This is a genomic window from Monashia sp. HAY1-11D, from assembly GCF_056868035.1.
In genome coordinates, this window is sequence record NZ_CP200320.1 from 2492051 (window position 1) to 2515788 (window position 23738).

Below are 23738 nucleotides of genomic sequence, written 5' to 3' on the forward strand. Positions count from 1 at the left end.
CATGAGCGCCGTCGAAGACCGTCTGTCCGAGCTCGGCCTCACGGTGCCCGAGGTCGTCCCGCCCGTCGCCGCCTACGTCCCCGTGGTCCGCGACGGCAACCTCGTCTTCACCTCCGGCCAGCTGCCGATGGTCGAGGGCCGGCTCCCGGCCACCGGCAAGGTCGGCGCCGAGGTCGACGAGGCGACGGCCAAGGAGCTCGCCGCGACGTGCGCCCTCAACGCCATCGCGGCCATCAAGTCCGAGATCGGGGACCTCGACAAGGTCGCCCGCGTCGTCAAGGTGGTCGGCTTCGTCGCCTCCGACCCGATCTTCACCGGCCAGCCGGGCGTCGTGAACGGGGCGAGCGAGCTGCTCGTCAAGGCCTTCGGCGACAAGGGAGTCCACGCCCGGTCCGCCGTCGGCGTCGCGGCGCTTCCGCTCGACGCCCCGGTCGAGGTCGAGGTCGTCGTCTCCGTCGAGGCGTGAACCGGTGAGCGGTCGTCTCTTCCCGCTCACGAGCACACCCGGCATCTCCGACGCCGCGACGAGGTGGCTGTCCGGTGACCGGTGGGAGGTCGCCGAGCCGCGACGAGCCAGCACCGTCATGCTCGTGCGTGACGCCGACGTCACCGCTGGTGCCGGTCGGGGCGGGGGCGCCGCCGGCGGCGCGGGCGCCTCGGGGGCCGAGGTGTTCATGCTGCGGCGGGTCCCGGCCATGGAGTTCGCGCCGAGCATGCACGTCTTCCCCGGCGGCGGCGTCGATCCCCGCGACGGCGAGGGCGACCTGCCCTGGAGCGGTCCGTCGCCGCTCGAGTGGGGCGAGCGGCTCGGCTGCAGCCCGGTCGAGGCCCAGCTCTACGTCGCCGCAGCGGTGCGCGAGCTCTTCGAGGAGTGCGGCGTGCTGCTCGCCTCCCCCTCTGCGAGCGGGCCGCTCGCCCCGGTCGCGGACGCCGCGTGGCGCGGCGTCCGCGCCGACCTCGTGTCCCGTGCCGTGTCGCTGCGCGAGGTCCTCGTCGAGCACGGGCTCGTGCTGCGCTCGGACCTCGTCGTGGCGAAGGCGCACTGGCTGACGCCGGAGTTCGAGCCGCGACGGTACGACACGTGGTTCTTCGCCGCGCTGATGCCGCCGTCGCAGGTCGCCGACGGCGACACCACCGAGGCCGACCTCGCCGAGTGGGTGCGCCCCGCCGACCTGCTGCGCCAGTACGAGGCCGGCACCGCCCTCATGCTGCCGCCCACCGTCGTGTGCCTCGAGCAGGTGCGCGACGCCGTGTCGGCCGCCGAATTCGTCGCGCACGCCGACCTGACGCCGCTCGTCATGCCGGAGGTCGTCGACGCCCCCGGGGGCGCGGCGATGGAGGTCGTCGAGCGCGTCTGAGCCGCAAGCCGATCCGGCTGCCGTGCCGGGAGGGGGCGCGGCCGGGCGGCGCGTGACGGCTCCCGAGACCTGACACCCGAGACGCAGGAGGCCGACGTGCAGGGTTCCCAGGCCGACCCGACGTGGGTCGGCGGCCGGTTCGGCGAGCGCGCCGAGTGCGTGCTGTGCCCCAACCCGTCGCCGATGACGCTCGACGGCACCAACACGTGGCTCCTCGCCGAGCCGGACGGCGACGAGGTCGTCGTCGTCGACCCCGGCCCGCTGGACGAGGACCACCTGCAGAACGTCCTTCGGCACGTCGCCGACTCCGGCCGACGCGTCGCCCTGACGCTGCTGACCCACGGCCACGACGACCACGCCGAGAGCGCCGACCGCTTCCACGCCCTCACCGGTGCGCCGGTCCGGGCCTTCGGCCGTGGACACGACGACATCCGCCCCGGTGAGACGATCCGCGTCGGCGGGCTCGAGGTGCTCGCCGTCGAGACGCCCGGCCACACCCGCGACTCCTTCTCCTTCGTCCTGCCGGCCGATGCCGCCCTGCTGACCGGCGACACGGTGCTCGGCCGCGGCACGACGGTCGTCGCGTGGCCCGACGGGAGCCTCGAGTCCTACCTCGAGTCCCTCGACCGCCTCCAGCGGCTCACGGCGTCCGGCGCGGTGACGAGCCTGCTGCCGGGGCACGGGCCGTTCGTCCCGGACGCGGCGGCGACCGTGACCTTCTACCTCCAGCACCGCGCCGAGCGGCTCGAGCAGGTCCGGTCCGCGGTCGCGGCCGGCGCCTCGACGGCTCGCGAGGTCGTGGAGACGGTCTACGCCGACGTGCCGCGCAGCCTCTGGCCCGCGGCCGAGCTGTCGGTTCAGGCCCAGCTCGAGTACCTGCGCGAACACCCGTGACACCGGGCGGAGGTGGCGTGGAGGACCTCGCGCTGGCGGCGGTCCAGCTCGTCGGCGACCGACGCCGTGCCGTGCTCGGCATCGCCGGGGCGCCGGGAGCCGGCAAGTCGACGCTCGCCGAGGCTCTCGTCACCGAGGTGGGACGGACGAAGGGGCCCGACTACGTCGCCCACGTGCCGATGGACGGCTTCCACCTCGCCGATGTCCAGCTGGAGCGGCTGGGAGCCCTGTCGCGCAAGGGTGCTCCCGACACGTTCGATGCCGACGGGTACGCGCACCTGCTCCGTCGGGTCGTCGCCGAACCGGACTCGTGGGTGTACGCCCCGGGTTTCGAGCGCACGCTCGAACAGCCCGTCGCGGCAGCGATGGTCGTGCCGCCGGCAGCGCGCCTCGTCGTCACCGAGGGCAACTACCTGCTGCTGCCGGAGCCCCGGTGGCAGGCGGCCCGCGCCGCCACGGACGCCGTCTGGTTCGTCACCGGCGACGACGACGTGCGACGCGCGCGGCTGGTGTCACGGCACGTCACCTTCGGCAAGGAGGCCGAGGCTGCGAAGCTGTGGGTCGAGCGCACCGACGAGGCGAACGCCCTGCTCGTCATCGCGTCGGCCTCTGCTGCGGACCGGACCGTCGTCAACGGCCCGGACGGCTGGCGCTTCGCGTCCTGATCGCGCCGCCGACCGCCTGCAGCTCGCCGCGGCGGGTAGGCAGGCGCCGTCGCTCAGCATTGCTCCGCGTGACGGGCCAGGTCCGTGTGAGGCGGCTGACCCCGCTGCATTGGCCCCTGCCTCGCGAAACTTCCTCGGCGGCCAAGCTCCGGCTCGTCAGGCGGAGCAGTGCTGAGGGAGCGACAGGGAAGGCCCGCTCGGACTGGCTGAGAGAGGCAGGGCAGAGCCGCTCGGACTGGCGTGGCAGGGGTGGCTCGTCACGAGGAGCAACGCTGAGGGAGAGCAGGACGCACGGCGCGGACCGGCTTGGCAAGGTGGCTCCTCAGGCGGAGCAATGCTGAGTGGGAGAGGGCAACTCGGCTCCGCTCTCGGTCCTTGCCGCGAAACGCGAGCGGGCGGCGGCGGAAGGGTCAGCGAGGGTCAGCGCGCGCGGCGCTTGAGGCGCTCCACGTCCTGCAGCAGGACGGCGCGAGCCTCCAGGCGCAGCCAGCCGCGCGTCGCGAAGTCGGCGAGGGCCTTGTTCACGGTCTCGCGGGACGCGCCGACGAGCTGGGCCAGCTCCTCCTGGGTGAGGTCGTGGCTGACCATGACACCGCCCTCGACGGGCCGGCCGAAGCGCTCGGAGAGGTCGAGCAGGGCCTTGGCGACGCGTCCGGGAACATCGGTGAAGACGAGGTCGGCGAGGTGCGCGTTGGTGCGGCGCAGCCGCTGGGCGAGCGCGGCCAGCAGGGCCTTGGACACCTCGGGTCGGCCGGACAGCAGGCCGGTGAGCGAGTCGTTGCCGAGGCCGAGCAGCTGCGTCTCGGCGACGGCGGTGGCCGTCATGGTGCGCGGGCCGGGGTCGAAGAGGCTGAGCTCGCCGAACATCTCGCCCGGTCCGAGGATCGCGACGAGGTTCTCGCGGCCGTCGGGACTCGTGCGGCCGAGCTTGATCTTGCCCTCGGCGATGACGTACAGCGTGTCGCCACGGTCGCCCTCGTGGAACAGCACGTCGCCGCGCTCCATGTGCGTCCGGCTCATCTGCGACTGCAGGGCCGATGACGCCTCGTCGTCGAGGGCCTTGAACAGGGGCGCGCGCTTCACCACGTCGAGATCCACGGGGTCAGTGTGCCACGTCGCCCTCGCCCCCGCCGCGCGGTCGACGGCGCGGTGAACAGGCGCGTCGAACCGGCGCGTCGACGGGCCGGGGAGGTCCTCCGTCCGGCGGTCGGACGCTCGCCCTACGCGGGCGGCGTGACCCAGTCCCGCGGCATACAGTGTGCTCCGTGTCCCCCCGAGCCGTCGTGACCTCCGACGAGACGCCCGTCGCCCGCACGCGCCGCGCCCGCAAGATGTACCGCGCGCTGCACGAGCGCTATCCGTACGCGCACTGCGAGCTCGACTTCACGACGCCGCTCGAGCTGCTCGTCGCGACCATCCTCTCGGCGCAGACCACCGACGTCGGCGTGAACAAGGTCACCCCCATCGTCTTCGACAGGTACCGGACCGCCGCCGACTACGCGGCCGCGGACCGCACCGAGCTCGAGACGATCATCCAGCCCACCGGCTTCTACCGGAACAAGGCCGACGCCCTCATCAAGCTCGGCATCGCCCTCGTCGAGAACTTCGACGGCGAGGTCCCGGGCCGGCTCAAGGACCTCGTGACGTTGCCCGGCGTCGGCCGCAAGACGGCGAACGTCGTGCTCGGCAACGCGTTCGACGTGCCGGGCATCACCGTCGACACGCACTTCGGCCGGCTCGTGCGTCGCTTCGGCTGGACCGAGGAGGAGGACCCGGTCAAGGTCGAGCACGAGATCGGGCGCCTCTTCATGCGCAAGGACTGGACGATGCTCAGCCACGTCGTCATCTTCCACGGCCGGCGCACCTGCCACGCCAAGCGTCCCGCCTGCGGCGCCTGCCCGGTGGCGCGCTGGTGCCCCAGCTACGGCGTCGGCGAGACCGACCCCGACAAGGCCGCGAAGCTGCTCAAGTACGAGCTCGCCCCGCAGGCCCTCGAGGAGGCGGCCCGCGCCGCCGCTGCCGCACAGGCCGCCGAGCAGGACGGTGCCGGGCCGGACGTCCGGGCCGCGGCGGGGCAGGGGAACGCGTGACGCACGTCGCGAGCGGTATCGCGTACGCCGGCCGCACCGGGACGATCGAGCCGGCGCCGGTGCCCCCGGGCGGGATGCCGCGTCCGTCGTGGCTCGACCGGCTGGCCGACCGCCTCGGCACCGCGCGCGCCGAGGACTTCTCGCTCTTCGTGCCACCCGACGAGGGCGGCCGCGAGTCTGCCGTCCTCATCCTCTTCGGCCCGCCGCCGGCGGCGCTCGCCTCGAGCGCGCCCGGTCCGTCGGACCCGTCGGACCCGTCGGACCCGGACGGGGGAGCCTCCGACGAGGAGGCGCACGTCGTCCTCGTCGAGCGGTCCCACGACATGCGCTCGCACCCCGCGCAGATCGCCTTCCCGGGTGGCGCCCGCGACCCCGAGGACGCCGACGACGTCGCCACCGCACTGCGCGAGGCGCAGGAGGAGACCGGCCTCGACCCCTCGGGCGTCGACGTCGTGGCCACCCTGCCGTCCCTGTTCATCCCGTTCTCGGGCTTCGTCGTCACGCCGGTCCTCGGCTGGTGGGCCCGCCCGTCCGCGCTGTCGGTCCGCGACCCGAACGAGGTCCACGACGTGCTCTCGGTGGCGGTCTCCCACCTGGTCGCGCCGGCCACCCGCTTCTCGGTGACGCACCCGTCCGGCTACGTGGGACCCGGTTTCGGCCTCGACGAGCTGCTCCTCTGGGGCTTCACCGCCGGCCTGCTCGGCCGCGTCCTCGACCTCGCGGGCCTCGAGCAGCCCTGGGACGCGTCGGTGCACCGGCCCCTCCCGGAACGCTACGTCGGGCGGGGCCGCGGATGACCGGCAGCGTCGTGCTCGACATCGCGCTCGGCGTGCTCCTGCTGGCCTACGCCGTCTCCGGCTACCGGCAGGGCCTCATCCAGAGCGTCACCTCGCTCGTGGGGTTCTTCCTCTTCGCGGCGGTCGCCGTGTGGCAGCTGCCCGGCCTGCTCGCGCACTGGGACGCCGTCGCCGGCAACACCCGCAGCCGCGTCATCGCCCTCGTCGTGGGGGTGGTCGGGTTCGGCTGGCTCGGGCAGTTCCTCGGCAGCCTCCTTGGCAACCGCATCCGCCAACGGGTCGGCCGGACGCCGTTCCGCCGCGTCGACTCGGCGCTCGGCGCCGTCGTCGTGCTCCTCGCCGCGAGCCTCATCGTGTGGTTCATCGGCGGCACGATGCGCACCGCGGGCAACCCGGCGCTCGCGCGGGCCATGGCCGAGTCGAGGGTGCTGCGCGTCGTCAACACGATCGTGCCCGAGGACGCCGGACGCGTCTTCAGCGGCTTCCGCGGGTTCCTGTCGAGCCAGGGCTTCCCGCAGGTCTTCGGTTCCCTTGCGCCGGAGCCGATCACGCCGGTCCCGGCTCCCGACGCGTCGGTCGCCCGGTCGGAGGCGATCCGCGCCGCGGGGCGCTCCGTCGTCAAGGTGCTGACGCAGTCCGACCGGTGCCAGCGCGGGCAGGAGGGCACCGGCTGGGTGCTGCAGGGGAACCGGGTGGTCACGAACGCGCACGTCGTCGCCGGGGCGTCCGAGGTGCGCGTCGAGGTCGACGGGCGGACGCTGACGGCCCACGTCGTCGTCTTCGACCCCGAGCGCGACCTCGCGGTTCTCGAGGTGGAGGGCCTCGACCTGCCGGCGCTCCAGCTCGGCACCGACATCGCCCGGGGTGACTCGGGCGCCGTCCCGGGCTTCCCGCTCGACGGGCCGTACCGCGTCGTCTCCGCCCGGGTACGTGGTGTCCTCGACGCGCGAGGGTTCGACATCTACTCCCAGGACCGCGTCGTCCGCGAGATCTACTCGCTGGCCACGAGCGTGCAGCCGGGCAACTCCGGCGGCCCGCTGCTCGACACCCGGGGCCGGGTCGTCGGCGTCATCTTCGCCAAGTCGCTCGAGGACGACTCGACCGGTTACGCGTTGACCCTCGCCGAGGCCAAGCCGGTCCTCGACGCGGCGTCCACGGCCCAGCGCGAGGTCGCGACCGGCGCCTGCGTCGGCGGCTGACCCGCCGGCGCGATCGACTGCGCCATCGACTGCGCCATCGGCCCGGCGGTGCCACAGTGGGGCCATGCAGGTGTCGTTCGTCAGTGCCGACGGGATCACCGACCACCCACCGGGCGAGCTCGAGTCGCTGCTCGCCCGGGCCGACGGTTTCGTCTGGGTCGACGTGCCCGACTACGACCCGGAGGCCGACGCCCTCCTGGCCGGACCGCTGCGCGCCCACGCCCTCGTCCGGCAGGCCTGTGCCGAACGGAACTTCGTGCCGACGGTCCACTCGTACGAGCACCAGCTCTTCGTCATCCTCCACGCGCCGCTGACGGGCCAGGGCGGTCACGTCCACGTGCTCGAGCTCGACGAGCTCATCGCCGACCGGTACCTCGTGACCGTGCACGGACCGCGCAACCCCGTCCTGAGCGCCGAGGACGCCACGGTCGAGACGCGGTCGGTCCGGGCCCGCATCGAGGCGGGGCGGCTCGCGCCCGACAACCCGTTCGAGCTGGCCTACGTCATCAACTCGGCCGTCGCCCGGCGGCAGAGCGCAGCGGTGCGCGAGGTCGCGGCCCGGCTGCCGGCCCTGGAGGCGGAGGTCATGTCGCCGGACTTCCGTCGCCCCGAGGACCTGCTCGAACAGCTCTTCCTGCTGCGCCACGAGCTGAGCACGGCCCGCACCATGGCCGCGCAGGGCCATGACATCCAGGCCCGCATCCAGTCGCTCGACCGGTTCGTGCCGGCCGACGCGCGGCGGCATGCCCGCGACCTCGCCGACCAGTTCGAGCGCGTCCGCAACCTCGGCGACGGCGAGCTGGGCTTCCTCGTCGGCGTCATCGACCTCTACCAGACCCGCGTCACGACGAAGATGACCGTCGCCATGGAGCGGCTGGCGGTCATCGCCGCCATCACGCTGCCGATCACCGCGATCGCGAGCGTCTACGGCATGAACCTCATCGTCAACGACCAGACGCACGTGCCGCAGCTCGTCCTCGTCCTCGCCGTCATGGTCGGGATCAGCCTGTGGCTGCTGCGCTGGGCCCGCCGCCAGGGCTGGTGGTGAAGCACGACCGGGCGGCACGGGTCGACCGACCCGTGGGAACGCCGATGCCCACCCGACGTCGGTCGGGTGGGCATCGGGCGTGGCTGGCTCAGCCGGCCTTGACGGCGAGCACCGGGCACGCCGCGTCGAGCAGCAGCCGCTGGGCGGTCGAGCCGAGCAGGAGCTTGCCGACGGGCGAGCGGTGCCGGATGCCGATGACGAGCATCCGGGGTGCCTCCTCGTCGATGATCTCGAGGATCGCGTCGGCGGGATCGGTGCCGTGCTCGACGCGCCGCACCTCGTGCTCGACACCGGACTCGGCGAGGTCGGCGTCGAGGCGGGTGAGGTCGCGGCCGTCGGCGCGGTGGGCGTCGACGAGCTTGTCGTCGCGGGACATGTTGACGACGAGGACGCGGTCACCGTGGGCGCGGGCCTCGGCGGTGGCGGCCGCGAGCGCGGCCTCGCCCTGCGGGGTCGGGATGTAGCCGACGAGGATGGTCATACCGCTGCCTCCTCACGGAGCTCGGCCAGCAGGCCCGATCCCGGACCGCCCTTGCCGCCACGGGCGGCGCGGATGGCCTTCGCGACGAGCGGCCACAGGATGGCCAGCACGATGATGCCGTAGCAGACCCAGGCGACGGGGCCACCGAGGAGGCCGCTGACGGCGCCGTGCGACAGCTGCAGGGAGCGTCGCAGGTGCAGCTCGGCGATCGGGGCGAGGATGACGCCGATGATGAGCGGCAGCACCGGCAGGCCGAAGCGGCGGATCGCGAAGCCGACCAGACCGATGCCGAGGAGCAGGTAGAGGTCGAAGGCCTGGCCGTTGACCGCCCACGCGCCCATCGTCGCGAAGAAGAGGATGCCCGCGTAGAGGTAGGGCCTCGGGATCTGGAGCAGCTTGGCCCACAGCGGCGCCAGGGGCAGGTTGAGGGCCAGCAGCAGGGTGTTGCCGACGAAGAGGCTCGCCACGAGCGTCCAGACGAGGACCGGCTGCTTCTCGATGAGCAGGGGGCCCGGCTCGAGACCGCGGCCCTGCAGGAAGGTGAGGATGATCGCGGCGGTCGCGTTGGTCGGCAGGCCGATGGCGAGCAGCGGCACCAGGGTCCCGGCGGCGGACGCGTTGTTGGCGGCCTCCGGTCCGGCGACGCCCTCGATGGCGCCGTGGCCGAACTCCTCGGGGTGCTTGGTCAGCTTGCGCTCGGCGACGTAGGACAGGAACGTCGGGACCTCGGCGCCACCGGCGGGGATGGCGCCGAAGGGGAAGCCGAGGGCGGTGCCGCGCAGCCACGGCTTCCACGAGCGTCGCCAGTCGTCGCGACCCATCCACGGCTGGCCCACGGGGATGACGCCGCCGGCCTTGCGGCGCAGGTGCGCGGCGACCCAGAGCGCCTCGCCGACGGCGAAGAGCCCGACGGCGACCACGACGATGTCGATGCCGTCGGCCAGCTGCGGGATGCCGAAGGTCATCCGCTGCTGGCCGGTCACCTTGTCGATGCCGACGATGCCGATGGACAGGCCGACGAGCAGCGCCGCGAAGCCGCGGAGCCGGGACGAGCCGAGCACCATGCTGGCGCCGACGAACGCCAGCATGATGATGGCGAAGTACTCGGGCGAGCCGAGCTGGATCGCGAAGGCCACGACCTGCGGCATGACGAGGACGAGCAGGGCCGTGGCGATGGTGCCCGCGACGAAGGAGCCGATGGCGGCCGTCGCCAGCGCCTGGGCGGCCCGTCCGACCTTGGCCATCTTGTTGCCCTCGAGGGCGGTGACCACGGAGGACGACTCGCCCGGGGTGTTGAGCAGGATCGAGGTCGTCGACCCGCCGTACATGCCGCCGTAGAAGATGCCGGCGAACATGATGAGGGCCTGCGTCGTGTCGAGCGTGAAGGTGATCGGCAGCAGCAAGGCGACCGTCATGGCCGGGCCGATGCCGGGCAGCACGCCGACCGCGGTGCCGACGACGACGCCGATGAACGCGAACAGCAGGTTCAGCGGCGTCAGGACGTGGACGAAGCCGTCGATGAGGTGGTTGAGGTTGTCCATCAGAGGATTCCTTGGAGGATGCCTGCGGGCAGGTTGACCCCGAGCCCGATGGCAAACGCGTAGAAGGTGGCGAGCGAGATCGCGAGCGCGACGAGGACACCGCGGACGTGGTGCCGGTTGCCGAGCGCGAAGGCGGACCCCGCGAACAGGAGCGTGCCGGCGATGACCCAGCCGAGCGAGTCCATGAGCGCGGCGCTCACGCCGAAGACGACGACGAGCAGGCCGACGGTCTTCCAGTCGGCCTTGGCGCCGAGGTCGACGTCCTCGCCCTCGTCGGCCGCCCCGACGCCACCACGGTGGATGTCGACGGCGTACGCGGCGGAGACGATGAGCAGGAGGACACCGAGGACGGTCGGGACCACCTTGGGGCCGAGCGAGTCGTTGGTACTCGCCACCGGGGCGAGCTGGGCCGCGTTGACCAGCAGGAGGATGCCGAGGCCGGCGAGGGCCGCGCACATTCCGTACTGTGCGCGGTCCCCGCCCTGCTTCTCGACGTCCTGCGCGCCGGTCCGAGCGGCCGTGCGGTCGGAAGTCGTGTCGGACATCGTCAGCTCGTCAGCCCGAGGCCCGTGAGGATGTCGGCGACGTCCTTGTCCTGCGCCTTGAGGAAGGTGCCGAACTGGTCACCGGTCTCGAACGCGTCGGTCCAGCCGCGCTTCTCGAGCTCGCTCTTCCAGGCGTCGGTGCCGTGCATCTTCGTCAGGGCGTCGACCCAGACCTGCTTGTCGGCGGCCGAGATCTCCGGCGGCGCGACGATGCCACGCCAGTTGGTGAAGGTGAAGTCGATGCCCGACTCCTTGACGGTCGGCACGTCGGGGAGGGCGTCGATGCGCTTGTCGCTGGTCACCGCGAGGACCCGGATGGAGCCGGACTTGACCTGCTCGAGGAACTCGCCGAAGCCGCTGGCGCCGAAGGCGATCTTGTTGCCGAGGACCGCGGGAAGCAGCTCGCCACCGCCGTCGTAGGAGATGTAGGACACCTTGGTCGGGTCGATGCCGGCGGCCTTGGCCAACTGCATCGGCAGCAGGTGGTCGGGGCCACCCGGGCTGGAGCCGCCACCGACGTTGACCTTCGACGGGTCCTTCTTCCACGCGTCGACCAGGCTCTTGAGGTCCTTGTACGGCGAGTCCTTGGAGACGACGATGGCGCCGGCCTCCTCGATGAGCTTGGCGATCGGCGTGGTGTCGGCGAGGGTCGCCTTCGACTTCTGCGTGTAGGCCGCGCCGACGACGCCGAGGCCCATCTGCATGGCGAGCTTGCCGTTGCCCTTCTCGTTGACGATGCGCTGGAGGCCGACGGTGCCGCCGGCGCCGGGCAGGTTGAAGACCTGGATCGAGTTGGTGATCTTCTCGTTCTCCATGACCTTGGCCACGGTGCGGGCGGTCGTGTCGTAGCCGCCGCCGGGGCTGTTGGGGACCATGATCTGCAGGCTCGAGGCGGGACCGGCGGCGGCGCCGGTGGACGAGCTGTCCTTCTTGGCGGTGGCACCGCACGCCGAGAGGGCGAGGGCACCGGCGGCGGTGAGGGCGACGAGGGCGCCGACGCGGCGGCGGGTGCTGCGGGTGCTGCTGGTGCTGCGGGTGCCGGCGATGCCGGGACGGGCAGTGTGGTGAGTGCTCATCGTTGAGATCTCTTTCGCGATCTTGGGCTGGAACGGCATGATCGTGCCCGCGTCCCGGACGGGTGTCGCCGTTGTGTCACCAATGAAGGTTGAGTTCGTTGTGGTCAAGCAGAGCACGGGCCGGTGGTTCGGTCGGCTGACCCTCACGGGGCAGCTGCTCGCTGTCCAGATGCTCATCCTGGTTGGCGTGCTCGTGGCGGTCGGTCTCGTCTCGCTGTCGCAGTCGGAGGCGACGTTCACCCGCACCGAGGGTCGCCGGGTGTCGGCCATCGCCGAGCAGCTGGCGAGCACGCCGATCGTGCGGACGGAGATGGCTCCGCACGGAGTGCTCACCGTGCTGCCCACCCTGGTGCAGTCCATCGTGACGCAGTACAACGTCACGTCGATGAGCGTCGCCGACGCCGACGAGATGGTGCGGGTGTCCTCGGACCCGACGCTCGAGCGGGCCCCCCTCCCGGTCGGCTCGCCGGCGGTGGCGGACGGTGCGAGCTGGACCGGGGTCATGGAGCTCGGCGGCGAACGGATGCTCGTGGCCCAGAGCCCGTTGCTGTCGGTGCCCGACCCGTCGGTCAAGGGGCCGCAGCTGCCGGTCGGCACGCAGCTGGGGACGGTCATGATCGCGGAGCACATGCCGTCGGCGCTCGACCGGCTGCAGGGGGCGTCGGCCTACCTGCCCACCTACCTCGGGATCGCGCTGGTCGTCGGCGGTCTCGGCTCGTGGCTGTTGGCGCGCCGTATCAAGAGGCAGACGCTCGGGCTCGAGCCGGCCGAGATCACCGGCCTGGCCGAGAGCCGCGAGGCGATGCTGTTCGGCCTCGCCGAGGGTGTCGTCGCGCTCGACACGAACGAACGGATCACGTTGGTGAACAACGTCGCCCAGCGTCTGCTCGACCTGCCGGAGCACGTCGTCGGGATGCGCCTCGACGACCTGCCGATCGGACCCCGCCTGCGGGACGTGCTGCGGGGCGTCCCCGACGCGGATGCGTCCGGCACCGGCACGCACACCGAGGGTGGAACCGACGCCGTCGCCCCGCGCGACCAGGTGGTGCTGCGGCGCGGGCGCGTCCTCGTCATGAACCGCATGGAGGTGAGCAAGGACGGGCGGCCGCTCGGGTCGGTGACGACGCTGCGCGACCGCACGGAGCTGGCCGACCTCGAGCGCGAGCTCGGGTCGTTCCGCAGCACCACCGAGCTGCTGCGGGCACAGGCGCACGAGTTCGCCAACCAGCTGCACACCATCTCCGGGCTCATCCAGCTCGGCGAGTACGAGGAGGTCGTCGGCTTCGTCGACTCCGTGAGCGAGCACCGGGCCGAGCTCGACGTCGCCGTGTCGCGGCGTGTGCGGGACACCGCCATCGCGGCGCTGCTCATGGCCAAGGCGGCCCAGGCCACCGAGCGCCGCGTCGAGCTGCGGGTGTCCGAGGAGACCTCGCTGGGCCGGCTCGCGCAGCGCGACTCGGCCGACGTGTCCGCCGTCGTCGGCAACCTCGTCGACAACGCCATCGACGCCGCCGCCACCGCCGCCGGGCCGGACCGCTGGGTCGAGCTGACGATCCGCCAGGACGCGTCGGCCGTCGAGGTCAGCGTCGTCGACTCGGGGCCCGGCGTCGCACCCGAGGTGGTCACCGAGGTGTTCACGCACGGGTTCACGACGAAGGCCGCGCAGGCCGGCGAGCGCGGCATCGGTCTGGCGCTGACGCGTCTGATCTGCCAGCGTCGGGGCGGCGAGGTCGACGTCGAGAACACGCCCGACGGGGCCCGGTTCGTGGCCCGCCTCACCGTCGAGGCCGGGGCCGTGCAGGGCGAGGAGAAGCGATGATCAGCGTGCTCGTCGTCGACGACGACTTCATGGTGGCGCGCATCCACCGCGGCTTCGTCGAGCGGGTCGAGGGGTTCGAGGTCGTCGGCACGGCGCGCTCGGGTGACGAGGCCCTCGACCTCGTCCTCGAGCTCGCGCCCGACCTCGTGCTGCTCGACCTCTACCTGCCCGACGCGTTCGGCCTCGACCTCGTGACGAGGATGCGCACCGCCGGCGCCACCTGCGACGTCCTCGTCATCACCGCTGCCAAGGAGGCCGACGCGGTGCGCCGGGCCGTGCGCGAGGGCGTCGTGGGGTACCTGCTCAAGCCGTTCGCGTTCCCCGACCTCGAGCAGCGGCTCCAGGCGTACGCGGCGGAGCGGGAGCGCCGCCTCGCCGACGACGAGCTGACCCAGGCGCAGATCGACGCGGCGTTCGTGTCGGGACCGGGCGGGACGCGTCCGGCGGCACCCCTGCCCAAGGGCCTCAGCGCCGAGACCGCCGACGCGGTGGCGGCCGCTCTGCGAGAGGCAGGCGACACGTTGTCGGCCACGGAATGCGCTGAGGCCGTGGGGATCTCCCGCGTCAGCGCACGTCGCTACCTCGAGTACTTCGCCTCGAGCGGGAAGGCCGAGGTGTCGCTGCGCTACGGCGCCACGGGCCGCCCCGAGCGACGCTACCGCTGGGCCTGAGAGACCTGCGGTGACGACGCCGGGCGGCCCGGGCGTCAGCGCACGGTGACCCGGCGCAGCGCGCTGCTCGAGCCGACGAGGGCCGTGGACCCGCGGTAGACCCACATGTAGTCCACCGACGCGCTCGGCTTGTGCGCGTAGGCGAACGTGCCGGTGGAGCTGGACGTGCGCGTCGCCGTAAGGGTCCACGTCGAGGTGCCCACCCGGCGCCAGTACAGCTGGAGCGTCGCGCCGGCGACAGGACCGCCGGTGTCCTTGCGGACGAGCCTGCCGCTCACGGTGACCGGGTACCCCCGGGTGACCGAGGTGACGTTCGAGGTGATCGACTCCGCGGTGCCGACGAGCCGTCCCCACGAGGACGGGCTGTAGTGACCGGTGCGGTCCTTGGCCCAGATGCGGAAGCTGTACGTCGTGCCCTGGGCGAGCGGGACCGTGGCCTTCGTGCCCGTGCCGGAGTAGGCGCTCGTCCCGGCCGCGACGCTGGACGGCGGCGTGGAGCCGGTGGCCATCCGCACGACGTACCGGTCGAGGTCGTTCGCGTACGGGGCGGTCCACGTCAGGGTCGCCGCGCGCAGTGCACCGGTCGCCCTGAACGAGCCGACGGCCGGTGGCGCGAGGTCCGTGGTTCGGAAGGTGCTCGTGTACGCCGTGGTCATCGACGCGCCCGACGTGTCCTTCACGCCGGAGCCCAGGAGCCGGTAGGGCGCCCAGTCGTAGAGCCTCGTCGACGGCTTGACCGTGGCGGTGCGCCTGACCGCGTCGTACGTGACCGTCGCGGGGACGGCCGCGCCGGTGCGGCCGTTGACGAGCCGAACGGTCGAGGCAGTGACCGTCGAGGTCACGACATCACGCGAGAACGTCACCGTCGGCGCCGTCGTGACCGGCAGCCCGCTGCCGAAGTCGGCCGGCCAGGCACTGCGCACCCAGTCCTGCTCGTGGCCCGGTGTGATGCCGTAGGCGTTGCGGAGCAGGGTGATGCCGTAGTCGGAGGGCAGGACCACGTCGACCTTGCCGTCACCGTCGAGGTCGCCGGTGGACAGCTCGCCGACCCCCCGGTCGTAGATGTACGGGGTCGTCGTGACGATGGGCCGGGCGAAGCCGGATCCCGACTGCGGCAGGACCGACACGGAGGGCGTGCCGTCATGGAGGACGACGAGGTCCTTCACGCCGTCACCGTCGATGTCCCCGGAGGTCAGGTCGTTCGGGTTGCTGCCCGTCGGCACGGCGACCGGCGCGCCCAGTGTGCCGTCGGGGGCTTGGACCAGCACGTCGACCCGAGGCGTCATGTGCGTCGAGCTCACCTCGATGTCCAGCCGTCCGTCGCGCGTCGCGTCGAGCAGCTCCAGGCCCTGGCCGGTGTCCAGGTTGTCGAGCACCGTGCTCGTCGCCGACCAGGACGCACCACCGTTGTGGTTGACGGTGACCGTGCCGCCGTGGAGCGTCACGACGTCCGGCCGGGGGTCGGCGTCGACGTTGCCCACCGCGAGGTCGAAGGTCGCGCGCCACTCCTGCGGCCCCGCGATGTCGGTGGCCGCCCAGCTGCTGTCCGGCAGCTGGAGCAGAGCCCGGACCTGGACCGTTCGCGTGTCCCCTGCGGGGGAGGCGATGGCCACCACGATGTCGAGCCGGCCGTCAGCGTCGAGATCGGTCGCTGCCACGAGGGAGCTGCCCTCCGTGCCGGGGATGAGCTGGGCGGGGGTCAACACGCCGGCGTCCTGGCGCAGGAGCTGCACGCCGAGGTCGGTGGCGACGACGACGTCGGTGTCGCCGTCCTGGTCGACGTCCCCGACGGCGAGGCCGCGCGGGATCGACCGCTGGCTCGTCAGGTACGGCACGGGTGTGCCGGGCGAGCCCGCGGTGTCGACGGGGATGACGTAGAGGTCACCGGCTCGCTCGTAGCCGGTGTCGCCGATCGTCGCGACGATGTCGGCTCGGCCGTCGCCGGTGACGTCGGCGACCGCCGTGTTCTTCACGGACTGCCAGCTGTCCAGGTTCTTGGTGGCGGGCGGGTCGAAGACGCCACGGCCGGTGTTCTCCACCGTCATGGTGTACGGGCGCGCGTCACGGGCACCGTTGAGGTTGCTGACCGCAACGTAGTACGTGCCCGAGCCCGTCTCGAGGGAGACGGACTCCGAGCCGCCCGGCGGCTGGTTGTCGACGTCCCCGATGAGGCGCAGCTGGGGATCGAGCACGCGGATCGTCGCATCGAGGTTCTGGGGGTAGGTGCCGTCGTAGGCGGCGGGCGTCACGGTGACGCTCATCGACTGCGGGCTCGGCGAGTCGAACCGGTACCAGTCGACGTCGCCTTCGATCCCGATGGTCGCGGTGGCGCTCGGCGTCCAGGTATCACCGAGCGGCACCGGCGTCGCCCGCGACGGCACGTCGTTCGGCTCGTTGGCCCCCGCCGCCGGGAGGGCGAGGTCGGCGGCGTACCCGCCGCCGAGGGCGTTGGTGGCATCGAGGATGCCCGCCCCGTAGTACGGGTCGATGCCGCGGGGGCCGGCGTCGCGGGCGGTCGCCCTGAGCCGCGCCAGCACCTGTGCCGGCGTCATGGACGGCGTCTTCGTCCGGAGCAGCGCGACGACACCGGAGACGATCGGCGCCGAGAACGACGTGCCGTCACCGATGTAGTAGAGGTTGCCGGCGGAGTCGGGCCGGCCGGTCGAGACGATGCCCCACCCGGGGGCCGCGACGTCGACCCACGAGCCGTACGTGCTGAAGTCGGTGAGCGCGCCGGCGCCGTCCGTGGCCGCGACGGCCACGACCTCGGGGTAGGCGGCCGGGTACTGCGGCACGCCGTCGCCGTAGTTGCCGGCGGCCGCCACGACGACCGCGCCCTTGGCGACGGCGCTGCGGACGGCGTCGTGCAGGACCGGGCTGTCCTCGTCCCCGCCGAGCGACAGGTTGATGATGCGGGCGCCGTGGGCGACGGCCCAGCCGATGCCCTCGACGATGTCGGAGTCGGTGCCCTGGCCGAGGGAGTTCAGCACCTTGACGGGCATGACGCGGGCGTTCCAGGCGACGCCGGCGATGCCCTCGCCGTTGTTCGTCTCCGCGGCGATGATGCCCGCGACCATGGTGCCGTGGCCCTTGTCGTCGCTCGCCGCACCGGCTGCGATGCCGACGTTCGTGATGGCGTTGTAGCCGGCGACGGTGCGGCCGGTGAGGTCCGGGTGCCTGCCGTTGACGCCGGTGTCGACGACCGCGACCAGCGTGTTGAGCGAGCCCTTCGAGCGGTCCCACGCACCGGGCATCCGCACGGTCTTGAGGTACTCCTGGTCGCCGTACGTGTAGCCCGGGTCGTTGGGCGTGGCCGATGCCTCGCGGACGTAGTCGAGGGTCACCTCCGCCACCGACGGGTCGGTGGTCAGCCGGCTGGCCAACTCGTCGGCGGCGCCCGCGGCGTGCACGGTGACGAAGCCGGTGCCCGGCAGGGCGCGTCCGAGGCTTCCGCCGCGGCGCTGGACCGCCCGCTGGCGTGAGGCCGTCGAGGCCGTGTTCTTGAACCGGACCAGCACGGTGTGCGCGTCGTGCGCGCGGTGCGGTCCCTTGGCGGTCGCCGGGCGTGGGAGCCGCTTGGCCCGGATCGACGACGCGGTGGGTGCAGCGGCGGGCCCGGTCACCGAGGTGGTCACCGAGGCGGTCACCGAGGCGCTCGGCGAGGGTGTCGTCGAGCGGGTGGGTGCCGCGGTGGCGGCGGACGCCGTGAGGGCCGAGACGGGCGCGACGAGCGCCAGCGTCAGGGCCGTCGCGAGAGGACGACGACGAAACATGTGGAGCCCCTGTGGGTTGTGAGTGCGCGCGCATCATGGCAGATCGCGCGGACAGACAGGGGCGGTTCGGGCCGGACGTTGCAGGAACGTGCGACGGACTCTCAGAGGTGCGCGGCGTCGATGGCCGACTGCAGGCTCTGCCGGTAGGCCTCGCTCGTGTAGGTCGCCCCGCTGACCATGTCGATCTGGGCGGACTGGGCGGCGAGGGCCTCCCGGCGCAGGATCGGGGCCGCGTAGGCACTGATCCGCGCCGAGTGTCCCGAGCTGTCGGTGAGGTGCAGCGCCGTGACGTCGGTGATCCGTGAGCCGGTGACGGTGATGGCGACCTGCACGTTGCCGTACTGGGTGCTCGCGACCCCGCCGTCGACGGTGCGTGGACGCGGGGCGGACGGCTTCGACGTGCTCGTGCCGACGCTCTTCGACGCGCCCTTCGGTGCGCTCCTCGTGTTGGCCCGCGGCGCCCCGGACGTTCGGACGGCACCCGAGCCGCCGGACGCGTCACCCGTCGAGCGGCTCGTCGACGCGGGTGGCGCGGGTGGCGCGGACAGCGTGACGCCTCCCACGGCGTCGTGCTTCGGCGCCAGGCCGGCGGCCCAGGACGCTCCGATGGCCGTGGCGCTCGCGACGCCGACGATGAGCGATGTCGTCTTCCTCACCAGCCGAACCTCTCGTCGTGGACGTGGGGGCCGGGGACGCCGGCGCGGCGGATCGCCTGGTGCGCGAGCAACATCCACTGCGGCGGCCCACAGAGGTACACCTCGTGCCGGGCGAGGTCGGGGACGAGGCGAGCCAGGCGCTCGGCGTCCGAGCCTGCGCCGCCGACACCCTCGGGGAGCGCGGACCCGGCAACCGGGGGACCGACGAGCGTCTCGAGGTGGTGGTCGGCGAGCTCGACGAGCGCCTCGAGCTCGGCGTGCAGGGGAAGCTGGCTCGCGTCGTTCGCGCGATAGACGACGGTGACGTCACCAGGCAGGGCCTGGCGTTGCGTCACGAGCTCCTCGAGGAGGGCGCGTACCGGCGTGACGCCGATGCCCGCCGCGAGGAGGAGGACCTTGCGCCGCACGCGGGCCTGCGTCGTGAACGCGCCGTAGGGGCCCTCGACGAGGACGAACGTGCCGGGCTCGAGGTCGGCGATCGCCGCCGAGTGGTCGCCGAGTCCGCGCACGGTGATGCGCAGGCTGCGGCCGTCGGGCGCTGACGACAGCGACCAGGGATGCGCGGCCAGGAGCAGCCGTGGTGTCACGAACCGCCAGTTGAAGAACTGCCCGGCGCGCACCTGGAGCCGGTCGAGGTGGCGGCCGCGCATGACGACCGACCACACGCCGTCGGACTCCTCGACGACCTCGACGACCCGCAGGCCGTGGCGGGCGCTGCGCGCGACGGGGAGCAGGAGCCGCCACCAGAGGACGCTCGCCGCGACGACGACCCACAGCGTCCACCAGTAGGCGCGGCTCCACGCCGACGCGGTGAGGTCGGACCCGAGCGACAGCTCGTGCGGGACCGAGAGGACCACCGCGGCGTAGGCCGTGAGGTGCACGACGTGCCACGCCTCGTAGCCGATGCGCCGACGGGCGATCTGGACCGAGGTCACGGCGATCGCGACGAGGGCGACGGTGGCGAGCGCGGCGAGGAGCAGGTCGCCGTCACCGAGGACGAGGGAGAGCAGCTCGCGCGTCCAGCCGACGACGCCGGTGCGTGCGTCACCGAGGGCCGAGCCGACGACGATCGTGCCCACGTGGACGAGCACGAGCGGGACGGTGACCCGGCCGAGGATGCGGTGCGCCTTGAGCGCGCGGTCCATCCCGTAGACGCGGTCGACCCACGGCACGCGGGCGGCGAGGACGAGCTGGACGAGCAGCAGGTCCATCGCGACGAGGCCGGTGAGGCGCCCGACCGCCGTGAGGCGGGAGCCGGCGTCGCCGGTCAGCAGGTCGTGGCTGCCGCCGCCGGCGAGGAACTGCGCGACGACGAGCATGAGCGTGCCCACGGCCAGGGCTTCGAGCAGGTCGGCGACACGGTGTCGCCAGCGTCGGAACTCGACGCCGCTGCGCAGGGCACTGCGGACTCCGTGGTCGGGACGCCGGTGGACCGGGCGGCGGGGTGTCATCGTGGTGCTCACGACGTCGATCGTCGGCAGCGGATCTCAGAAAGTTATGAGACGGGGAGGCGATGGTGGGGCGCATGTCCGACGACCTGACGGGGGGCGCGTCCACCGGGCGTGCGCCGAAGCCCCCGGACCGCCGGCCGCGGCTGTTGCTCGTCGAGGACGATGCCGACCTGTCGACGATGCTCGAGCAGCTGCTGACCGAGGAGGGGTACGCGGTCACGCCCGTCCGCGACGGGCAGGCGGGGCTGCACCAGGGCCTGGTGAGGGAGTGGGACGTCCTCGTCGTCGACCGCGGCCTGCCCGGCATCGAGGGGGTCGACCTCGTCTCGCGCCTGCGGACGAAGGGCCTGGCCGTACCGGTCCTCTTCCTCACGGCCCGCGGCACCGTGGCCGACCGGGTCGAGGGCCTGGACGCCGGCGCGCAGGACTATGTCGTCAAGCCGTTCGACGTCGAGGAGCTCCTCGCCCGGCTCCGGGCGCTGCTGCGCCCGCCCGGCGGCGGGGCCGCGGAGCTGGCGGTGGGGTCGCGGCGTCTGGTCGTCGGCGAGCAGCGGGTCGTCGGCGACCGGGACGACGTCATGCTGTCGCGGCGCGAGGCGGCGCTGCTCGAGGTGCTCGCTCGCCGGCCGACCCGCGTCTTCACCCGGGAGGAGCTGCTCGACCGGGCCTTCGACCGCGCCGACACCCTCGGCGCCGTCGACACCTACGTCCACTACCTGCGTCGCAAGCTCGGCAAGCGGGTCGTCGAGACCGTCCACGGTGTCGGCTACCGGCTGGGGCGCTCGTGAGCCGGGGCGCCGAGGAGCGGCCGGCGCGACCGCCCCGCGCCCAGCCGGATCCGGTCGGGCGGGCCGCGCGGTCGATCGCGGTCCGGGTCGGGTCCGCGACGGCGCTCGTCGTGCTGCTGGCCATCCTCGGCGCCGGGCTCCTCTTCGACCGGCAGCAGGCCACCGAGATCCGTCGCCAGGTCGACGCATCGGCCGCGACGGTCGACGACGTCGTCGACTCCCCACCGGGCATCTGGCTCGTCGAGCTGACCTCCCAGGGGACGAGGTCGACGACGGGAATGCCGCCGGCCGTGGAGCAGGCGGCAGCCGCGGCGTTGCGCTCTGCCGGGCTGAGAGCGCAGGTGACGGGCCCGCAACGGCCGTTCTCGGTCCCCGTCGAGGCCGACGGTCGCGACTGGCCCGCAGCCGCCGTGCAGCGCGAGAACCACACGTACGCAGCGGTGTACGACATCCGCGTCCATGCGTCGCAGGAACGCAGCCTCCTCGTCGCGATGGGCGTCGCCGGGCTGCTCGGGGTCGGGCTCTCCGCGCTGACCGGGTGGCTGGCAGGCCGCAGGGCCGTGCGGCCCCTGGCCGACGCGCTCGAGCTGCAGCGCCAGTTCGTCGCCGACGCGAGCCACGAGCTGCGGACCCCACTGAGCGTCATCAGCATCCGCGCGCAGCTGTTGCGTCGCCACCTGCGGGCGCAGGGACGCGACGACCTCAGGACCGAGGTCGACCAGCTCGTCGAGGACACGAAGGTCATGAGCGACGTCGTGTCCGACCTCCTGCTGTCGGCCCAGCTCGACGCGGGTGACGCGAGCCGCGAACCGGTCAACGTCGTGCACGTGGCCGAGCAGGTCGGGCGTTCCCTGGAGCCGTACGCGGCCGCGGCCGGGGTGACGCTGTCCTGGCCCGACTCGGCGACGCGGCGACCGGTCGTCGTCGACGGCGTGACCTCGAGCCTGCGCCGGGCCGTCCTGGCGCTGGTCGACAACGCCGTGGCGCACTCGACCGGCGGTGCCGCCGTCGAGGTGCAGGTCGCGACGGACGAGGGGTCGCGCGTCCGGCTCGACGTCGTGGACCACGGGCCGGGCGTGGACCCCGACGACCTGCAGGTGCTGACGCGCCGCTTCGCCCGCGCTGCGGCCGAGGACGGCGCGGGCCGCCGGTTCGGGCTGGGCCTGGCCCTCGTGACCCAGATCGTCCGCTCGCACGGCGGGTCGCTCGAGGTCGTCGAGACGCCGGGTGGGGGCGCGACCTTCCGGGTCGTCCTGCCCCTGGCAGCGGGGCCCGAGGACGACTGAGGCGTAAGGCGCCCCACGCACTGAACACGGCGAACGCGGGTGGCCCCACCGGGCCACCCGCGTCCGTCTCCCGCCCCTCAGCGGAGTGTCGTGCTCACTTGAGCTTGAAGAGGGCGCTCAGGCTGCTGCCGTCCTGCGTCGTCATCGTCACCTGGTAGCACGTGCCGGCAGACTTCGGGGTCTGCCAGTTCTGGACGAACTGGCCGGCCGTCGAGTCGTACCGCAGGCTCGTACCACCGGTCGTCGTCAGCTCGATGTCGTCGGTCAGCGACGTCGTGACGTCGCCGCAGCTGATCGTCTTCGTGGTGAAGGACTTCACCGAGGAGGTGCTCGTCAGCTCGGTGCTGCCGGCGAAGACCTCGAACTTGAACGGGACCGTCGAGCCGGCCTTGACCGTGTTGAGGACGCCGTTCATATCGACCGGCTGGTAGAAGCCCTTGAGCGTCCAGGCGAGAATCCCGAACGTCGTCGAGCCCGAGTTGCCGAGGTGGTTGGCGTCTCCAGGCCACGAGGCCCACGCGGTGGCGGTGCCCACGAGGGTGTTGTTCGTGAACGTGACCGGGGTGACGCTCGTGTCGAGGCCGCCCACGCCGGTTGCCCGCGCCGTGCACGCCGGCGTGACAGGGCTTCCCGTGAAGTAGTAGGGCCCCGCCGGGCAGGTGACCGTCACGCTGCTCGTCGCCTTGTCGATGGTGAACGAGCCGTGATCCTCGCTCGCCTTGTTGTGGGCGTCACCCGGGTACGTGGCCGTGACGGTGACGGTGCCCGCGTCGACGTTGGGGCTGTAGATGATGCTCGCTGCACCTGTCGGCTCGACGCCGGAGACGCTGGCCGTGCAGGGGGTCTGCGCCGATCCGTCGTACGTCACGCTGGCCGGGCAGGTCAGCGTGGTGGTCGACGTGGCCTTGACCACCAGGTAGGTGGCCGAGCTGACCGCCTCCAGACCACCGCTGTCCGTGTACGAGCAGGTGGCCGTGTAGTGGCCGATGCCGTCGACGACGTCGGCGTCCGCGACGACGCTCGGTGTGGGTGACGACGGGCCGTCCTCCTCGTCGGTGGCCGAGCAGCCGGCCGCCGGCACCGAGCCGTACTCGTAGGACGCCCCCGTGCTCACGCCGGTGACGGCGACGGACGGCGCTGTGTTGCCCGAGCCGGCAACGCGCGCGACGAAGGTGGCCGGGGCCAGGTCGAACGTGCCCTGCGAGTCGTTGAGCACCTCCTGGAGCGAGATCGTGGCGTCTCCGGCGGTCAGCGGAGTGACCGTGATGGTCTTGGTGTCGCCACAGCTCTCGAACGTGAGGGAGCTGGGCGAGACGGTGGCCACGGTGGGCGCGTCGGACATGACCGAGACCTGAAGAACCGTCTGGCCGGTGAGGTTGCAGCCGTTCTTGCCGTCGTCGTCGTTCGTGGGGCTCACGACCAGGGTCGTGCTCTTCGGCGCGCCCCCGACGTTGAGGCTCATGATCTCGGCGGTGGCGTCGATCGAGGTGTCGAGCTGGTTGACGATGTCGTCCGCGAGAGCAACTCCTCCGGCGGCAGCGACGAGTGTGGTGGCCGCTGCAATGGCAGCGCCGAGTGTTCGGAATCGCATGGACCCCTA

General features: G+C 72.7%; 21 protein-coding genes. 12 read left to right on the plus strand and 9 right to left on the minus strand.

The annotated features are described in order from the left end of the window. Position 1: 1 nt before the first annotated feature. The 4 genes from AC1VM9_RS11510 to AC1VM9_RS11525 all read left to right on the plus strand — a co-directional run bounded on the left by AC1VM9_RS11510 (position 2) and on the right by AC1VM9_RS11525 (position 2917). Complete coding sequence (locus AC1VM9_RS11510) at positions 2-466, plus strand: RidA family protein (RefSeq protein WP_481342973.1); 465 nt, start codon at positions 2-4, stop codon at positions 464-466. 4 nt (positions 467-470) lie between these two features. Beyond that, positions 471-1358 carry an NUDIX hydrolase gene (locus AC1VM9_RS11515; RefSeq protein WP_483122731.1) on the plus strand — a complete coding sequence of 296 codons (888 nt, stop codon included), beginning with the start codon at positions 471-473 and terminating at the stop codon, positions 1356-1358. A 96-nt stretch (positions 1359-1454) separates the two neighbouring features. After that, positions 1455-2252 (plus strand): MBL fold metallo-hydrolase, encoded by a 798-nt coding sequence (locus tag AC1VM9_RS11520; RefSeq protein WP_483122732.1) that lies wholly within the window; start codon positions 1455-1457, stop codon positions 2250-2252. 17 nt (positions 2253-2269) lie between these two features. Next, positions 2270-2917, plus strand: coding sequence for a nucleoside/nucleotide kinase family protein (locus tag AC1VM9_RS11525; RefSeq protein WP_483122733.1), 648 nt, complete (start codon positions 2270-2272; stop codon positions 2915-2917). Between the two features lie 420 nt (positions 2918-3337). Here the strand turns inward: AC1VM9_RS11525 and AC1VM9_RS11530 are convergent, their stop codons facing one another. Next, positions 3338-4015, minus strand: a complete 678-nt coding sequence (locus AC1VM9_RS11530; RefSeq protein ID WP_481342348.1) for a Crp/Fnr family transcriptional regulator — start codon at positions 4013-4015, stop codon at positions 3338-3340. 233 nt (positions 4016-4248) lie between these two features. Between AC1VM9_RS11530 and nth the strand changes: the two genes are divergently transcribed. The 4 genes from nth (at position 4249) to AC1VM9_RS11550 (ending at position 8051) form a co-directional block, all read left to right on the plus strand. Further along, positions 4249-5007: an endonuclease III gene (nth, locus tag AC1VM9_RS11535; protein ID WP_483124005.1), complete on the plus strand. Its 759-nt coding sequence runs from the start codon at positions 4249-4251 to the stop codon at positions 5005-5007. After that, the gene (locus AC1VM9_RS11540) at positions 5004-5804 is read left to right on the plus strand and encodes an NUDIX hydrolase (protein ID WP_483122735.1); all 801 of its coding nucleotides are present in this window, start codon (positions 5004-5006) and stop codon (positions 5802-5804) included. The genes nth and AC1VM9_RS11540 overlap by 4 nt, the downstream gene beginning before the upstream one ends. Beyond that, positions 5801-7003 carry a MarP family serine protease gene (locus AC1VM9_RS11545; RefSeq protein ID WP_483122736.1) on the plus strand — a complete coding sequence of 401 codons (1203 nt, stop codon included), beginning with the start codon at positions 5801-5803 and terminating at the stop codon, positions 7001-7003. The genes AC1VM9_RS11540 and AC1VM9_RS11545 overlap by 4 nt, the downstream gene beginning before the upstream one ends. Before the next feature lie 64 nt (positions 7004-7067). Further along, complete coding sequence (locus AC1VM9_RS11550) at positions 7068-8051, plus strand: CorA family divalent cation transporter (RefSeq protein WP_483122737.1); 984 nt, start codon at positions 7068-7070, stop codon at positions 8049-8051. 88 nt (positions 8052-8139) lie between these two features. On the opposite strand, the gene AC1VM9_RS11555 is transcribed toward AC1VM9_RS11550, so the two are convergent. Genes AC1VM9_RS11555 through AC1VM9_RS11570 form a run of 4 tightly spaced genes read right to left on the minus strand, consistent with a single transcriptional unit; the run spans position 8140 to position 11694 of the window. Further along, complete coding sequence (locus tag AC1VM9_RS11555; RefSeq protein WP_481342343.1) at positions 8140-8532, minus strand: universal stress protein; 393 nt, start codon at positions 8530-8532, stop codon at positions 8140-8142. Beyond that, positions 8529-10073: a tripartite tricarboxylate transporter permease gene (locus tag AC1VM9_RS11560; protein WP_481342342.1), complete on the minus strand. Its 1545-nt coding sequence runs from the start codon at positions 10071-10073 to the stop codon at positions 8529-8531. Before AC1VM9_RS11560 ends, AC1VM9_RS11555 begins: the two co-directional genes overlap by 4 nt. Then, complete coding sequence (locus AC1VM9_RS11565) at positions 10073-10618, minus strand: tripartite tricarboxylate transporter TctB family protein (RefSeq protein WP_481342341.1); 546 nt, start codon at positions 10616-10618, stop codon at positions 10073-10075. Before AC1VM9_RS11565 ends, AC1VM9_RS11560 begins: the two co-directional genes overlap by 1 nt. 2 nt (positions 10619-10620) lie before the next feature. Continuing rightward, positions 10621-11694, minus strand: coding sequence for a Bug family tripartite tricarboxylate transporter substrate binding protein (locus AC1VM9_RS11570; RefSeq protein WP_483122739.1), 1074 nt, complete (start codon positions 11692-11694; stop codon positions 10621-10623). Between the two features lie 100 nt (positions 11695-11794). On the opposite strand from AC1VM9_RS11570, the gene AC1VM9_RS11575 reads away from it, so the two are divergent. Together AC1VM9_RS11575 and AC1VM9_RS11580 are read left to right on the plus strand one after the other, a co-directional pair. Continuing rightward, entirely contained in the window at positions 11795-13513 is a 1719-nt protein-coding gene (locus AC1VM9_RS11575; RefSeq protein WP_483122740.1) for a sensor histidine kinase, read from the plus strand. Beyond that, positions 13510-14184 carry a response regulator gene (locus AC1VM9_RS11580; protein ID WP_481345113.1) on the plus strand — a complete coding sequence of 225 codons (675 nt, stop codon included), beginning with the start codon at positions 13510-13512 and terminating at the stop codon, positions 14182-14184. The genes AC1VM9_RS11575 and AC1VM9_RS11580 overlap by 4 nt, the downstream gene beginning before the upstream one ends. 35 nt (positions 14185-14219) lie before the next feature. Here AC1VM9_RS11580 and AC1VM9_RS11585 read toward each other — a convergent pair whose 3' ends face one another. From AC1VM9_RS11585 to AC1VM9_RS11595, 3 genes are all read right to left on the minus strand, one after another. Continuing rightward, positions 14220-17957: a S8 family serine peptidase gene (locus AC1VM9_RS11585; RefSeq protein WP_481345112.1), complete on the minus strand. Its 3738-nt coding sequence runs from the start codon at positions 17955-17957 to the stop codon at positions 14220-14222. Positions 17958-18058: 101 nt separating this feature from the next. Beyond that, positions 18059-18613, minus strand: coding sequence for an FMN-binding protein (locus AC1VM9_RS11590; protein WP_481345111.1), 555 nt, complete (start codon positions 18611-18613; stop codon positions 18059-18061). Next, positions 18610-20076, minus strand: a complete 1467-nt coding sequence (locus AC1VM9_RS11595; protein WP_483122742.1) for a ferredoxin reductase family protein — start codon at positions 20074-20076, stop codon at positions 18610-18612. The genes AC1VM9_RS11590 and AC1VM9_RS11595 overlap by 4 nt, the downstream gene beginning before the upstream one ends. Positions 20077-20138: 62 nt before the next feature. Here AC1VM9_RS11595 and AC1VM9_RS11600 point away from each other — a divergent pair, with 62 nt between their 5' ends. Further along, on the plus strand, positions 20139-20852 hold the full coding sequence (locus AC1VM9_RS11600; protein WP_483122743.1) for a response regulator transcription factor: 714 nt from the start codon (positions 20139-20141) through the stop codon (positions 20850-20852). Further along, complete coding sequence (locus AC1VM9_RS11605) at positions 20849-22138, plus strand: sensor histidine kinase (protein ID WP_483122744.1); 1290 nt, start codon at positions 20849-20851, stop codon at positions 22136-22138. The genes AC1VM9_RS11600 and AC1VM9_RS11605 overlap by 4 nt, the downstream gene beginning before the upstream one ends. A gap of 94 nt (positions 22139-22232) precedes the next feature. Here AC1VM9_RS11605 and AC1VM9_RS11610 read toward each other — a convergent pair whose 3' ends face one another. Next, a complete protein-coding gene (locus tag AC1VM9_RS11610; RefSeq protein WP_483122745.1) occupies positions 22233-23729 on the minus strand; it encodes a PxKF domain-containing protein in 1497 nt (498 codons plus the stop codon). Between the last annotated feature and the right edge of the window lie 9 nt (positions 23730-23738).